General features: G+C 73.5%; 13 protein-coding genes. 8 read left to right on the plus strand and 5 right to left on the minus strand.

The window, feature by feature from the left end; genetic code table 11:
* Nucleotides 1-192 precede the first annotated feature (192 nt).
* Both ACQY0Z_RS19055 and ACQY0Z_RS19060 read left to right on the plus strand, forming a co-directional pair.
* Nucleotides 193-1713 carry a glutamate-cysteine ligase family protein gene (locus ACQY0Z_RS19055; RefSeq protein ID WP_189904952.1) on the plus strand — a complete coding sequence of 507 codons (1521 nt, stop codon included), beginning with the start codon at nucleotides 193-195 and terminating at the stop codon, nucleotides 1711-1713.
* 100 nt (nucleotides 1714-1813) lie between these two features.
* Nucleotides 1814-2617, plus strand: a complete 804-nt coding sequence (locus ACQY0Z_RS19060) for a CPBP family intramembrane glutamic endopeptidase (RefSeq protein WP_254588551.1) — start codon at nucleotides 1814-1816, stop codon at nucleotides 2615-2617.
* Between the two features lie 76 nt (nucleotides 2618-2693).
* On the opposite strand, the gene ACQY0Z_RS19065 is transcribed toward ACQY0Z_RS19060, so the two are convergent.
* The gene (locus ACQY0Z_RS19065; RefSeq protein WP_189904956.1) at nucleotides 2694-3503 is read right to left on the minus strand and encodes a PhzF family phenazine biosynthesis protein; all 810 of its coding nucleotides are present in this window, start codon (nucleotides 3501-3503) and stop codon (nucleotides 2694-2696) included.
* 162 nt (nucleotides 3504-3665) lie between these two features.
* Here ACQY0Z_RS19065 and ACQY0Z_RS19070 point away from each other — a divergent pair, with 162 nt between their 5' ends.
* The 4 genes from ACQY0Z_RS19070 (at nucleotide 3666) to ACQY0Z_RS19085 (ending at nucleotide 7364) form a co-directional block, all read left to right on the plus strand.
* Nucleotides 3666-4307, plus strand: a complete 642-nt coding sequence (locus tag ACQY0Z_RS19070) for a PadR family transcriptional regulator (RefSeq protein ID WP_254588550.1) — start codon at nucleotides 3666-3668, stop codon at nucleotides 4305-4307.
* Between the two features lie 187 nt (nucleotides 4308-4494).
* Nucleotides 4495-5034, plus strand: coding sequence for a Clp protease N-terminal domain-containing protein (locus ACQY0Z_RS19075; RefSeq protein ID WP_189904961.1), 540 nt, complete (start codon nucleotides 4495-4497; stop codon nucleotides 5032-5034).
* A 171-nt stretch (nucleotides 5035-5205) separates the two neighbouring features.
* On the plus strand, nucleotides 5206-6177 hold the full coding sequence (locus ACQY0Z_RS19080; protein WP_254588319.1) for an EamA family transporter: 972 nt from the start codon (nucleotides 5206-5208) through the stop codon (nucleotides 6175-6177).
* 221 nt (nucleotides 6178-6398) lie between these two features.
* On the plus strand, nucleotides 6399-7364 hold the full coding sequence (locus ACQY0Z_RS19085) for a DMT family transporter (protein ID WP_189904965.1): 966 nt from the start codon (nucleotides 6399-6401) through the stop codon (nucleotides 7362-7364).
* Between the two features lie 45 nt (nucleotides 7365-7409).
* Here the strand turns inward: ACQY0Z_RS19085 and ACQY0Z_RS19090 are convergent, their stop codons facing one another.
* Both ACQY0Z_RS19090 and ACQY0Z_RS19095 read right to left on the minus strand, forming a co-directional pair.
* A complete protein-coding gene (locus ACQY0Z_RS19090) occupies nucleotides 7410-8045 on the minus strand; it encodes an FMN-binding negative transcriptional regulator (RefSeq protein WP_189904967.1) in 636 nt (211 codons plus the stop codon).
* Complete coding sequence (locus tag ACQY0Z_RS19095) at nucleotides 8045-8728, minus strand: pyridoxamine 5'-phosphate oxidase family protein (protein ID WP_189904969.1); 684 nt, start codon at nucleotides 8726-8728, stop codon at nucleotides 8045-8047. The genes ACQY0Z_RS19090 and ACQY0Z_RS19095 overlap by 1 nt, the downstream gene beginning before the upstream one ends.
* A 35-nt stretch (nucleotides 8729-8763) precedes the next feature.
* Here ACQY0Z_RS19095 and ACQY0Z_RS19100 point away from each other — a divergent pair, with 35 nt between their 5' ends.
* The gene (locus ACQY0Z_RS19100; protein WP_189904970.1) at nucleotides 8764-10101 is read left to right on the plus strand and encodes an aminotransferase class I/II-fold pyridoxal phosphate-dependent enzyme; all 1338 of its coding nucleotides are present in this window, start codon (nucleotides 8764-8766) and stop codon (nucleotides 10099-10101) included.
* A gap of 40 nt (nucleotides 10102-10141) precedes the next feature.
* Here the strand turns inward: ACQY0Z_RS19100 and ACQY0Z_RS19105 are convergent, their stop codons facing one another.
* Nucleotides 10142-11095 (minus strand): DMT family transporter, encoded by a 954-nt coding sequence (locus ACQY0Z_RS19105; RefSeq protein WP_347225106.1) that lies wholly within the window; start codon nucleotides 11093-11095, stop codon nucleotides 10142-10144.
* 75 nt (nucleotides 11096-11170) lie between these two features.
* Here ACQY0Z_RS19105 and ACQY0Z_RS19110 point away from each other — a divergent pair, with 75 nt between their 5' ends.
* Nucleotides 11171-12154: a LysR family transcriptional regulator gene (locus ACQY0Z_RS19110; RefSeq protein WP_189904972.1), complete on the plus strand. Its 984-nt coding sequence runs from the start codon at nucleotides 11171-11173 to the stop codon at nucleotides 12152-12154.
* Here the strand turns inward: ACQY0Z_RS19110 and ACQY0Z_RS19115 are convergent.
* Entirely contained in the window at nucleotides 12129-12599 is a 471-nt protein-coding gene (locus ACQY0Z_RS19115) for a pyridoxamine 5'-phosphate oxidase family protein (RefSeq protein ID WP_189904973.1), read from the minus strand. The genes ACQY0Z_RS19110 and ACQY0Z_RS19115 overlap by 26 nt on opposite strands.
* Between the last annotated feature and the right edge of the window lie 25 nt (nucleotides 12600-12624).

A 12624-nucleotide genomic window follows, 5' to 3' on the forward strand; every position in this document is an offset into this window, starting at 1 on the left:
CGAGTTCGCAACCGCGCCGTGATACGCGTTCCCGCGTATTGCCCCGTGAATGTGCCAATGGACACCTCGACCAGAGTAGCGGGCGCCACACGGATCCGGGGCGTTATCGATCGCATCCGCGGGGCATCCTTGCTTGTGGACCGGGACCCCGGCGGCCGATCTTCGGTACGCCATCCGAGGAGGGACGCTTCGATGGGGGAAAAGGTCGTGGCGGGTCAGTTCGACCTGTCCGATCGCCAGCGCTACCGCGAGAAGCTCCGCAGGTGCCTGACAGGCCTGGAGCGACTCCTGGCGGAGAAGCGGTTCGACCGCCCCAAGAACCTCATGGGGCTGGAGATCGAACTCAATCTCGCGGGCGCCGACGGCATGCCGAAAATGTTGAATGCGCAAGTCCTCGAACGCATCGCGAGCCGGGACTTCCAAACGGAACTCGCGATGTTCAATCTCGAAGTGAACATCGCGCCCCACCGGCTGGGGGGGCGGGTTTTCGACCGGCTGGACGAGGAACTGCGCACCTCGCTCTCCTACGCCGACCGCAAGGCCCGGGAGGTGGACGCCGGCATCGTGATGATCGGCATCCTGCCGACGCTCGACCGCGACGACCTCGTGTCGTCCAACCTCTCCGACGTCGACCGCTACGCCCTGCTCAACGATCAGATCGTGGCCGCGCGCGGTGAGGACTTCACCCTCGACATCGACGGCGTGGAGCACCTCAGGTGCACCTCGAAGTCGATCGCCCCGGAGGCCGCGTGCACCTCGGTGCAGCTGCACCTCCAGGTCACGCCGGAACGTTTCCCGGACGTGTGGAACGCGGCGCAGGTCGTCGCCGCCGCGCAGATCGCGGTCGGCGCCAACTCGCCGTTCCTGTTCGGGCGCGAGCTGTGGCGCGAGTCCCGGCCGCCGCTGTTCCAGCAGTCCACCGACACCCGCCCGCCCGAGCTGCAGGCGCAGGGTGTGCGGCCGCGCACCTGGTTCGGTGAGCGCTGGGTGACCTCGGCGTTCGACCTCTTCGAGGAGAACCTGCGCTACTTCCCGGCCCTGCTGCCCATCTGCGACGAGGAGGACCCGCTCGAGGTGCTGGACCGCGGGGGCGTCCCCTCGCTCTCCGAACTCGTCCTGCACAACGGCACGGTCTACCGCTGGAACCGCCCCGTGTACGGCATCGCCGACGGCGTGCCCCACCTGCGCGTGGAGAACCGCGTGCTGCCGGCGGGGCCCACCGTCACCGACGTGATCGCCAACGCGGCCTTCTACTACGGCGTGGTCCGCGCGCTCGCCGAGGACGCCCGCCCGGTGTGGAGCCGGCTGCCCTTCGAGGCCGCCGCCGCCAACTTCGACGCCGCCTGCAAGGACGGCATCGACGCCCGCTTCACCTGGCCCCGGCGAGGACGCCTCGGCGGCCTGGGCGAGGTGGACGCGGTCACCCTCGTGCGGGAGGAGCTGCTGCCGCTCGCCGCGGCCGGACTGGACGCGTGGGGGATCGAGCCCGCCGACCGGGACCGGTACCTCGGGGTGATCGAGGAGCGCTGCCGGCTCCGGGTGAACGGCGCGTCCTGGCAGGCCGCCACCTTCCACCGGGCGCTGGACGCGGGACTCGGCCGGGAGGAGGCGCTGGCGGCCACCACCCGCCGCTACCGCGACCTGACCAAGCAGGGCGAGCCCGTCCACACCTGGCCGGTCGGGCTGCCGGACCCGGTGCCGACGACGGCCTGACCAGGACGCAGGAGGGACGGACCGGCGCTCCGGGCCCCCGGCCCGCCGCACAGGTACTGCCTTCATACTGATCGGACCGATCGGGGATGTGGAGGCAGGTGTGCAGGCGGAGGCGGCGGGCCCGGGGGCCGATGCGTATCCGGAGCGGACCCTCTCGCGGAGGACGCTGCGCGACGAGACACTGCTCGTCCTCGCGCTGTCCCTCGGCGCGAGCGGGGTGTCGGCGCTGATCAGCTTCATCGGTTCGGTCACCCGGCCGGGCGGACTGAAGGACCAGGCGGCCACCCTCAACGCCTCGGCCGCGCCGGGACGCCCCTGGCTGGACCTCGCCTGGCAGCTGTTCGGCATCACCACCGCGCTGGTGCCGGTGGCCCTGGTCGCCCACCTGCTGCTGCGCGAGGGCTCCGGACTGCGCGCCCTCGGCTTCGACCGTACCCGCCCCTGGTCCGACCTCGGCCGCGGCGCCGCGATCGCCACGGTCATCGGCAGCAGCGGCATCGCCTTCTACCTGGCCGTGCGCGCTCTCGGCTTCAACCTCACCGTGGTGCCGGAGGCGCTGCCCGAGGTGTGGTGGAAGTACCCCGTGCTGATCCTGTCGGCCGCGCAGAACTCGATCCTCGAAGAGGTGATCGTGGTCGGCTATCTGCTGCGCCGGCTCGACCAGCTCGGCTGGTCGCCCACCGCCTCGATGGCGGGCAGCGCGGTGCTGCGCGGGTCGTACCACCTGTACCAGGGCATCGGCGGCTTCGTCGGCAACATGGTCATGGGCGTGGTCTTCGTCCACCTGTACCGCCGCTGGGGGCGCGTCGGGCCGCTGGTGGCGGCGCACACGCTGCTCGACGTCGGCGCGTTCGTCGGGTACGCGCTGCTGGCCGGGAAGGTGGGCTGGCTGCCGACGGCGTGAGCTGAGGCGAAGACGGCGTGAGCTGAGGCGAAGGGGGCGTACACCTTGATGTACGCCCCCTTCGCCATGCCTGGGCTCAGACCAGCAGCTCGCCCTCGACGACCGTCACCGCGCGGCCGCCCAGCAGGGTGCGGTCGCCGCGCACCTCGGTGCTGACCAGACCGGAGCGCGGTGAGGCCTGGAGCCCCGTGAGGGCGGCGCGGCCGATCCGCTGTGACCAGTACGGGGCGAGTGCGGTGTGCGCGCTGCCGGTGACCGAGTCCTCGTCGACGCCGACGTTCGGGAAGAAGCAGCGGGAGACGAAGTCGTACGCGGACGCCGGGTCCTCGGCGCGGGCGGTGGCGATGATGCCGCGCTCCGAGTAGGTCATCAGGGCCTTGTGGTCGGGACGCAGGGCACGCACGGTGCCCTCGTCGGCCAGCTCGACCAGCAGGTCGCCGACGTTCGGGCCGGTGTCGAACGCCGCCAGGACGGGCGCGCCGAGGGCTTCCGCGACGCCCTCGGGCACGTCGACGGCGGTGAGCGGGGCGGTGGGGAAGTCCAGGGTGACGGTGCCGTCCTCGGCGGTCTCGGCGACCAGCACGCCGCTGCGGGTGGCGAACCGCACCGGGCCCTTGTGGGCGCCGGTGGTGTGCAGGACGTGCGCGGCGGCGAGCGTGGCGTGGCCGCACATGGCCACCTCGGTGACGGGCGTGAACCAGCGCAGCGCCCAGTCGGCCTCGCCGCCCTCGGGCAGCGGGTGGGCGAAGGCAGTCTCGGGGTGGTTGACCTCCAGGGCGACGTTCTGCAGCCAGGAGTCCTCCGGGAAGGCGTCGAGCAGCAGCACTCCGGCCGGGTTGCCGGAGAAGGGACGGTCGGAGAAGGCGTCGACGATTCGGATGCGCATGACCTGACGGTAGAGGGCGGGCGGGGGGCGGGGATCGGGCCAATTCGCGGGAGGCGGCCTGGTTTCGGGGGGTGCTCGCCGGAACAGCGGCTTGTCGCGCGATCGGTTCCGATATATCGTTGAAGCATCGCAATAGATCAACGATGGAATGGAGTGGTTGCGATGCGTGGCTACGGTCATGAGCACGGACACGGTCATGGGCACGGCGGACCGCGCGGCGGCGGACGGGGCGACTTCGAGCGCCTGCGTGCGGCCTTCGGCCCGTTCGGTCCCGGTGGTCCCGGTGGTCCCGGCGGACCCTGGGGCCCCGGCTTCGGTCACGGCGGCCCCTGGGGCGGCCGAGGGCGCGGCGGGCCCAGGGGGAGGGCGCGGCGCGGTGACGTCCGCGCGTCGATCCTGGCGCTGCTGAAGGACCGCCCGATGCACGGCTACGAGATGATCCAGGAGATCGCCGAGCGCAGCGGCGGGGCGTGGAAGCCCAGCCCCGGCTCGGTCTACCCCACCCTCCAGCTGCTGGAGGACGAGGGCCTGATCGTCAGCGAGTCCGAGGGCGGCAAGAAGCTGTTCTCCCTCACCGAGGCCGGCCGCACGGCCGCCGAGGACGGCCCCGAGGCGCCCTGGGAGGAGGCCTCGCGCGGGGTCGACTGGGAGGCGCTGAGCGAGATCCGGCAGGCCGGGTTCGGCCTGATGGAGGCCTTCGGGCAGGTCTGGAAGACGGGGAACAAGGAGCAGCGGGAGAAGGCCCTCGCGGTCATCAACGAGGCCCGTAAGAAGCTGTATCTGATTCTCGCGGACGAGCACTGAGGCGTCTGTCGCCGGCTGTGCAGAGGCTGAGGGGCGTGTGTCGTGAGGCGTGCGCCCCTTGGGCGTGCGTGCCCTGATCTCGTTCCCAGGGAGGAGATTTCGCCACGCGATGTCCACTTCCTGCGGGACGCCAAGATGCGTCCCGGCGCCGATGTGCCGGGCTCCCGGGGCTGATGAGGTGGGGGATGTGCGATCCCGTATCCCCCGGCAGCAGGCCCAGTGGCCCCAGGCGCAGGCCGCCCGCGGCGCGGACGACGACGCCGGGCTCGGCGCGGAACTGGCGGAGGTCGTGGCCGGCGCCCGGCGCAGGGTCGTCCGGGGCGGCGACCGGCACATCGACACCGCCCATCTGCTGCATTCCCTCCTCGAGTCCGACCCCGAGGTGCGGGCCGCCTTCGGCGACGGGGCCACGGCGGCGCGGCTGCTCGGGTACCTGGTGCAGCGGAGCATCGGGTACGGGCTGAAGTGGCAGGGGAGCGTCGAGGACTCGGGTGGGCTGCCGGTCGTGGAGGGGGTGACCGGGTTCTCGCCGTTGGCGGCGGTGTGTGTGGCGCGGGCGCGGGAGCGGGCCGGTCGGCGGGGTGGTGGTGGCGTCCGCGTCCGGGGGACCGATTTGCTTGCCGCGCTGGTGTCCGATCCGCGGGCGCGGGCCGTTGAGGTGGTGCGGCGGGTCGGGGTGGAGCCGGGGGAGTTGGTGGGGCGGTTGGAGGGGAGTGCGGCGGGTTAGGGGGTGAGGTCTGGGGGGTTTCGCCCCCTCCGCCCCTTCCCTTCCCGTCCCTCGGGGGGCTTCGCCCCCGGACCCCCCTTTGCGCAGTTCCCCGCGCCCCGGAGGGGGTTTCCGTCAGGTGTCTTCGGGGGTGACGGTGCTGTCTCGGGGTGGCATCATGTGGCGGTGTTCATGACTCACCCCAAGGGCATGGGGCTCACCCTCGCGCTGGTGTCCGCCGTGGCCTTCGGCGGGTCCGGTGTCGCCGCCAAGCCGTTGATCGAGGCCGGCCTGGACCCGCTGCACGTCGTCTGGCTGCGGGTGGCGGGCGCGGCCCTCGTGATGCTGCCGCTCGCCGTGCGCCACCGCGCGCTGCTCAGGCGTCGGCCCGCGCTGCTCGCCGGGTTCGGTCTTTTCGCCGTGGCCGGTGTCCAGGCGTGCTACTTCGCCGCCATCTCCCGCATCCCCGTCGGCGTCGCGCTGCTCGTCGAGTACCTCGCGCCCGCTCTCGTCCTCGGCTGGGTGCGGTTCGTGCAGCGGCGACCGGTGACGCGTGCCGCCGCCGTCGGCGTGGTGCTCGCCGTGGGCGGCCTCGCCTGCGTCGTCGAGGTGTGGGCGGGGCTCGGCTTCGACGCCCTCGGACTCGCCCTCGCGCTCGGCGCAGCGTGCTGCCAGGTCGGCTACTTCGTCCTCTCCGACCAGGGCAGCGACAGCGAGGAGTCCCCCGACCCGCTCGGCGTCATCGCGTACGGACTGCTGATCGGCGCAGCCGTGCTCACCGTGGTGGCGCGGCCCTGGTCCATGGACTGGTCCGTGCTCACCGGCACCGCCGCGATGGACGGCACGCCCGTCGCCGCGTTCCTGCTGCTGGGGTGGATCGTGCTCGTCGCCACGGTCGCCGCGTACGTCACCGGCGTGCTCTCGGTCCGCCGGCTCTCGCCGCAGGTGGCGGGCGTCGTCGCCTGTCTGGAGGCGGTCATCGCGACCGTCCTCGCCTGGGTGCTGCTCGGCGAGCACCTGTCGGCGCCGCAGATCGCCGGCGGCGTGGTCGTCCTCGCCGGCGCCCTCATCGCCCAGTCCTCCGCCCCCGCGAAGACCCCCGAGGAACCCGTCGCGAGCGGCGGTCCCGAACGGGAGTTGTCCGCCCCCGGAACCACCGCCTAAGGTGCTGATCATGCATACGCACGCACGTGTTCTTCCGCCTCCGGCCGCCTGAGGCGGGCCCTCCGGCGCCTGCGCCCGGCAGCGAGCCGGGCCTCGCGGTGCTGCCCGCAGACGAGGTCCCCGGACCCCGATCCGGCCCCTGTGGGGCCTGAGCCGGGCTCCCTTCCGAACTTCCGCGCCCACGCCGACGCGTGGTGCGCGCCTCTGCGGAGAGAGAACACGTGTCGAACAACGTCTCCAACCTGCCCGTCGGGCGTGGCCTGATCTACCTCGTCGTCGCCGGCGCCGCCTGGGGCACCGCGGGCGCCGCGGCCTCGCTGGTGTACCGCACCAGCGACATGGGTCCCATCGCCCTGTCCTTCTGGCGCTGCGCCGTCGGACTCGCCGTGCTGTACGCGGCGCGCCTGCTGGTCGGGCGGCGTTCCCGGGTGGCTACCGCTCCGGCGCCGCTGGGCCGCCGGGTCGGCCGGGCGACGGCCACCGGCGTAGGACTCGCGGTGTTCCAGACGGCCTACTTCGCCGCCGTGTCGGCGACCGGACTCGCCGTCGCCACCGTCGTCACCCTCGGCGCCGGTCCTGTGCTGATCGCCGTCGGGGCCCGGCTCACCATGGGCGAGCGACTCGGACGCGGCGGGCTCGCCTCCGTCGCGGGCGCGCTCACCGGGCTCGTGGTGCTCGTCCTCGGCGGCGGGGACGCGACAGTGGACCCGCTCGGCGTCCTGCTCGCCCTGCTGTCCGCCACCGGCTACTCCGCGATGACCCTGCTCACGCGGTGGTGGGGGCGGGGCGGCGGCACCGACTCCTCCGGCGCGACCGTCGGGGCGTTCGCCGTCACCAGCGTGGTGCTGCTGCCGCTCGCGGCGGTGGAAGGGCTGGTGCCGCACACCGACGCGCCCGGTGCGCTGCTGCTTCTGCTCGCCTACGTCGCGACCGTGCCGACCGCGCTGGCCTACGGCCTCTACTTCGCGGGCGCCGCGGTCGTACGGTCGGCAACCGTTTCCGTGATCATGCTCCTCGAGCCGGTCAGCGCGGCTGTGCTGGCTGTGGCGGTGCTGGGCGAGCGGCTCACGCCGGCCACGGTGACCGGCACCCTGCTGATGCTGGGTTCGGTGGCGGGCCTGGCGGCGGGGGAGGCCCGGGACGCGCGGGCGGCCCGCAGGGCGCCGGGGGAGACCGTGCCGGCGTGAGGTGAGCGAGGGGCGCCCCTGCCGTCGACCGGGGCACCGGCGCGCTCAACCGCCCGTCGGCCCGACCCTCAGGACGTGCCCCCGGGCTGCCGCGTCCCGGGCTCGCCCCCGGTCCGCCAGGCCGACCGCGATGCGGTCGCGGACCGCCTGTGACCGCTTGCCCGCGTACTTGAACTTCGCCCGCACCTCGGTCACTTCCAGACGCAGGCCGCGGATGCCGGGCAGGAGCCTGCCGTACGGGGCCTCGCCGGCCGCGGCCTTCGCCGAGCCGCCCTCCGGCTGGAAGTGGCCGACCTGGCGGTTCAGGAGGGTCGCCTTCTCCGCCGGGCCGTCCACGACGTGGGCGCGGCAGCGGAGCTGGACCGCCGCGTACAGGCTTGTCGGTACGCCGTGTTCGGGCGGGGTACCCGGGTCCGCCTGCCAGGGGCCGGGGACGAACGCGTAGTCGTCGACCACGCTCAGCAGGACGTCCGGGGCCGCCTCGATCGCGGACCAAAGGGGGTTGGGGCGGGCCAGGTGGGTGACCGCCTCGCCGCGCTCGGCGTCGTAGGCGAAATGCAGGGGCTGGACCAACGGCGGTTCGCCGGGTGGGCCGTTGACGGCGAGCTGGCCGAAGTCGTGGGTGGTGAGCCACCGTTGCCAGGTGTCGTCGTGGGGCGCGTCCCAGGGGTGGATCAGCATCACAGGGCCTTGAGGTAGCCGGGGACCTCCGTGCCGGGGGCCAGTTCCGGGGCGGGCTCGGGGGTGCCGTAGGCCGTGCGGACCGGGAGGACGCCCGCCCAATGGGGCAGGGACAGGTCCTCGGGCTCGTCGTTGACGCCGCCCGTGCGCACCTTGGCGGAGACCTCGTCCAGCCGCAGGCGGAGCACGGCCGTGGCGGCCAGTTCCTTCTTGTCGGCGGGGCGGGAGTCGGCGGCGCGGCCCGGTACGACATGGTCGACGAGGGCGTCGAGCGCCTGCCGCTTCTCCTCCGGGTCGGTCACGTCGTATGCCGTGCCGTGCACCACCACGGAGCGGTAGTTGATCGAGTGGTGGAAGGCGGAGCGGGCCAGCACCAGGCCGTCGACATGGGTGACCGTGAGGCATACCGGGAGCCCCTGTGCGGACCGTCCGGCCGTGCGCAGCGGGCGGGAGCCGGTGGAGCCGTGGACGTAGAGGACCTCGCCGACGCGGCCGTAGAGCGTCGGCAGGACGACCGGGGCGCCGTCACGGACGAAGCCGAGATGGCAGACGTAGGCCTCGTCGAGTATCGCGTGCACCAGGTCCTTGTCGTACGACGCGCGCTGCGGGGCGCGGGTGGGGACGGTGCGCTCGGTGGGCGTGTAGGAGGTCTCGGTTTCCTGCTGCGGCTGGGGCCCCTGCATGGCCAACTCCATTGCACTAGTGCATAATGTGGTTTGTGCTAGGAGAGTATCGGATCAGTGGGCGGCGTGCAGCGGAGATTTCCGCGAGCATCGAGCGGGCGGTGGGGGAGGGCGCCCTGCAGCCGGGCGAACTGCTGCCCCCCATGAGGGAGTTGGCCGAGCGGCTCGGGGTGAACCCGAACACCGTGGCGGCCGCGTACCGGACCCTGCGCGAGCGCGGGGTCATCGAGACGGCCGGCCGGCGGGGCAGCCGGGTGCGGCCCAAGCCGGCCACCACCGCCCGCGAGATGATCCGGGTCGAGGTCCCGCCGGGTGTACGCGACCTGTCCGACGGCAACCCGGACCCCGCGCTGCTGCCCCCGCTGGCCGGGGCGTTCGCGGCGGCCGCGGCGCAGGGCGACAAGGAGCCGGTGCTGTACGGGCACGCGCCCGTCGACCCCGAGCTGGAACGGCTGGCGCGGGCCGGACTGGACGCGGACGGGGTGCCGGGCGGGCCGATCGCCGTCACCTCGGGTGCGCTGGACGCGGTGGAGCGGGTGCTCGCCGCCCATCTGCGGCCGGGGGACGCGGTGGTGGTCGAGGACCCGGGGTGGGGGAGCCTGCTGGACCTGGTGCCGGCGCTCGGCCTGCGCACCGTGCCGGTGGCCGTGGACGACGAGGGCCCGCTGCCGGTGGACGTACGCAGGGCGCTGGAGGGCGGGGCGCGGGCGCTGATCGTCACCGACCGCGCGCAGAACCCGACGGGTGCCGCGCTGAGCGCCGAGCGGGCGGACGCGTTGCGGGCGGTGCTCGCCGAACATCCCGAGACGCTCCTGATCGAGGACGACCACGGGCACCACATCGTCGACCTCCCGCTGCACCCCCTCGCGGGCGTCACCCACCGCTGGGCCTTCTCCCGCTCGGCCGCGAAGGCGTACGGTCCCGACCTGCGCCTCGGGATCCTCACCGGCGACGCGCTCACCCTCGACCGGGTACGCGGCCGGCAGCGCCTCGGTCCCGGCTGGGTCAGCCTGACCCTCCAGCGCGCGGTGGCACGGCTGTGGGCCGGCGGCGCGGTGGACCCGACGGCCGTCGCGGCCCGCTACGGGCAACGCCGGGACGCGCTGGCCGCGGCGCTCGGCCGGCGCGGGGTCGAGGCGCACGGGTGCAGCGGCATGAACCTGTGGGTGCCGGTCCCCGACGAGACGGGCGCGGTCGCCCGCCTCCTGCACGCCGGCTGGGCGGTGGCCCCCGGAGCCCGCTTCCGGATGAACACGCCCCCGGGCATCCGCGTCACCGTGTCCACCCTGACGGACGCGGAGATCGAGCCGCTGGCGGAGGCGATCGCGGCGGCCGTGCGGCCGGGGGACGGGGGCCGGCGGACGTACGCGTGAGGCGCGCCCCCACTCCCGGACCCGGGGCACCCCGCCCCGGTCACCCCCTCCGCTTCGGCTTCACCTGCGTCAGCGCCGCACCCGCCAGCACCACCGCCGCCCCCACCGGTGTCGACCACGTCAGGGTCTCGCCCAGCAGCAGGATGCCCGCCGCTGCCGCGATCACCGGGACGAAGTAGGTGACCATCTGGCCCGTCGTCGGGCCGACCTCGGCGACGATGCCGTACTGGATGAGGACCGCCAGGCCCGTGCCGAGCGTGCCCAGGGCGGCGATCGCGAGCAGCGGGCCGAGCGACAGGCTCGACGGCACCGACGTGAACAGCGGGGTCACCACCGCCAGTTGGACCGTCGCGAGCAGCAACTGGCCGCCCGTCAGGGAGAGGTGCGACGCGCTGCTGCCGGCGAGGGTGCGGCGGACGTAGATCCAGCCGACGGGATAGCTCAGGGAGGCGAGCAGGGCGAGGGCCGTGCCGCGTGCGTCCAGGCCGTGGAAGCCCTGCCAGGCCCCGAGCACGGTCAGCACCCCCAGGAAGCCGAGGCCCAGGCCGGCCACCCGCACCCGGGTCGGCCGGTCCTCGCGCAGGGCGACGAGGGACAGCGCCATGCCCCACAGCGGGGAGGTCGCGTTGCAGATGCCGGCCAGGGTGGACGGGATGGTCAGCTCCGCGAAGGCGAACAGCGAGAACGGCAGCGCGTTGAGCAGGAAACCGGCGACCGCCAGATGCATCCAGGTACGGGCACCCCGCGGCAGCCCCTCCCGCCGTACCGCCATGGCGACCGCCAGCACGGCCGTGCCGAACGCCAGGCGTCCCAGGGTGACCTGGAAGGGGGCGTAGCCCTGGGTGCCGACCTTGATGAGGAGGAAGCTGAAGCCCCAGATCAGGGAGAGGGCGGCGAAACGGAGGCGCCAGTCCAGGCGCGGGCGGGAAGGGGCGGGGACGCCTGCGGATCCGGTGGGATCCGGCGCGGTGGTGGTCGCGGTGACACTGCTCATGCCGGTAACGATGCGGCAGAGTCACCTCGTAGCACAATCGAGAAATCGCACGCGGTAACTCGTAGCATCGCTTACATGTTGAATCTGGAGCGCCTGCGCACCCTCGACGCCCTCGCCCGGCACGGCTCGGTCAGCGGTGCGGCGGAGGGGCTGCACATCACCACCTCCGCCGTCTCGCAGCAGATGGCCAAGCTGGAGCGCGAGGTGGGACAGCGGCTCCTCGCCAAGCACGGGCGCGGGGTGCGGCTCACGGACGCCGGCCGGCTGCTCGCCGAGCACGCCGCGCGCATCCTGTCCCAGGTGGAGCTGGCCCAGGCCGACCTGGAAGCCCAACGCGGGCAGGTCGCGGGCGAGCTGCGGATCTCCGCCTTTCCGACCGCCGCGCGCGGGCTGTTCCCGGCCGCGCTCGCCGACTTGAAGGAACGCCATCCGGCGCTGCGGGTGCGGTCGCGGGAGCTGGAGCCCGAGAACGGCATCCGGGGCGTCGTCCGCGGCGACCTCGACCTCGCGGTGGTGCTCGACTGGTACAACAAGCCGATGCCGCTGCCCGACGGGCTGGTCAAGGCGCTGCTGCTGGACGACCCGGCCGACGTGGCCCTGCCGGCCGACCATCCGCTCGCCGGACGGGACGAGATCGACCTCGCCGAGCTGGCCGAGGACGAGTGGATCACCTGGGGCGAGGGCGAGTTCTGCCACGAGTGGCTGATGTTCACCCTGCGTTCCAAGGGCGTCGAGCCGATCGTCGCGCACCGCGCCGCCGAGAGCCACACCCAGCTCAACCTGGTCGCGGCGGGGCTCGGGGTGTGCGTGGCACCCCTGCTGGGACGCGACCCGCTGCCCGGCGGGGTGGTGACCGTGCCGCTGCGGCAGCGGGTCCGGCGGCACGTGTTCGTCGTCTGGCGCGCCGACGCGGACCGCCGCCCGTCGATCCGGGCGGCGGTACGGGCGCTGCGGGCGGCGGGGGAGCGGGTCGGGGGCACTCCGGCGGGCGGCGCGCCCGAGTCCGCCGGCGGGGTCCCTCAGGCGGCCGCCGTCAGGACGGCTGCGCCAGCTTCCTGAAGTCCCAGGACACGATCTTCTCCGGGGTCAGCCGAAGCCACGCGTGCCGTCCGTCGTGCGGCATCTCGTCCATCCCGAAGTTCTTACGGGCGAACAGCGTCTCCGGCACGTCCAGTTCCGCCCGCAGCTCGCCGGTGCGCGGGATCTCGCCCACGAACTCCACCCGCCCCGACAGCTCGGCGCCGCGCAGCTCGTCGTACTCCTCGCCCGTGTCGACCACGATCGCCACCCTCGGGTCGCGCCGCAGGTCCGCGAACCGCCTGCTGCGCACCACGGAGTACAGCCACATCGAGACGCCGTCCCACACGAACCACAGCGTGCTCACGTGCGGCATGCCGTCGGCGGACACCGTGGCGACCCGGCAGGTGCGCTGCTCGGTGAGGAAGTCGTCCAGCTCCCCGGGCGTCATCATGATCTTGCGACCCCGGCGCTGTGTGGCGGTCATACGGCCCCTTCTGCTGTCGTGCTGT

Origin of the sequence: Streptomyces sp. P9-2, from assembly GCF_051903975.1 — a bacterium.
Classification (GTDB): Bacteria; Actinomycetota; Actinomycetes; order Streptomycetales; family Streptomycetaceae; genus Streptomyces; species Streptomyces cellulosae.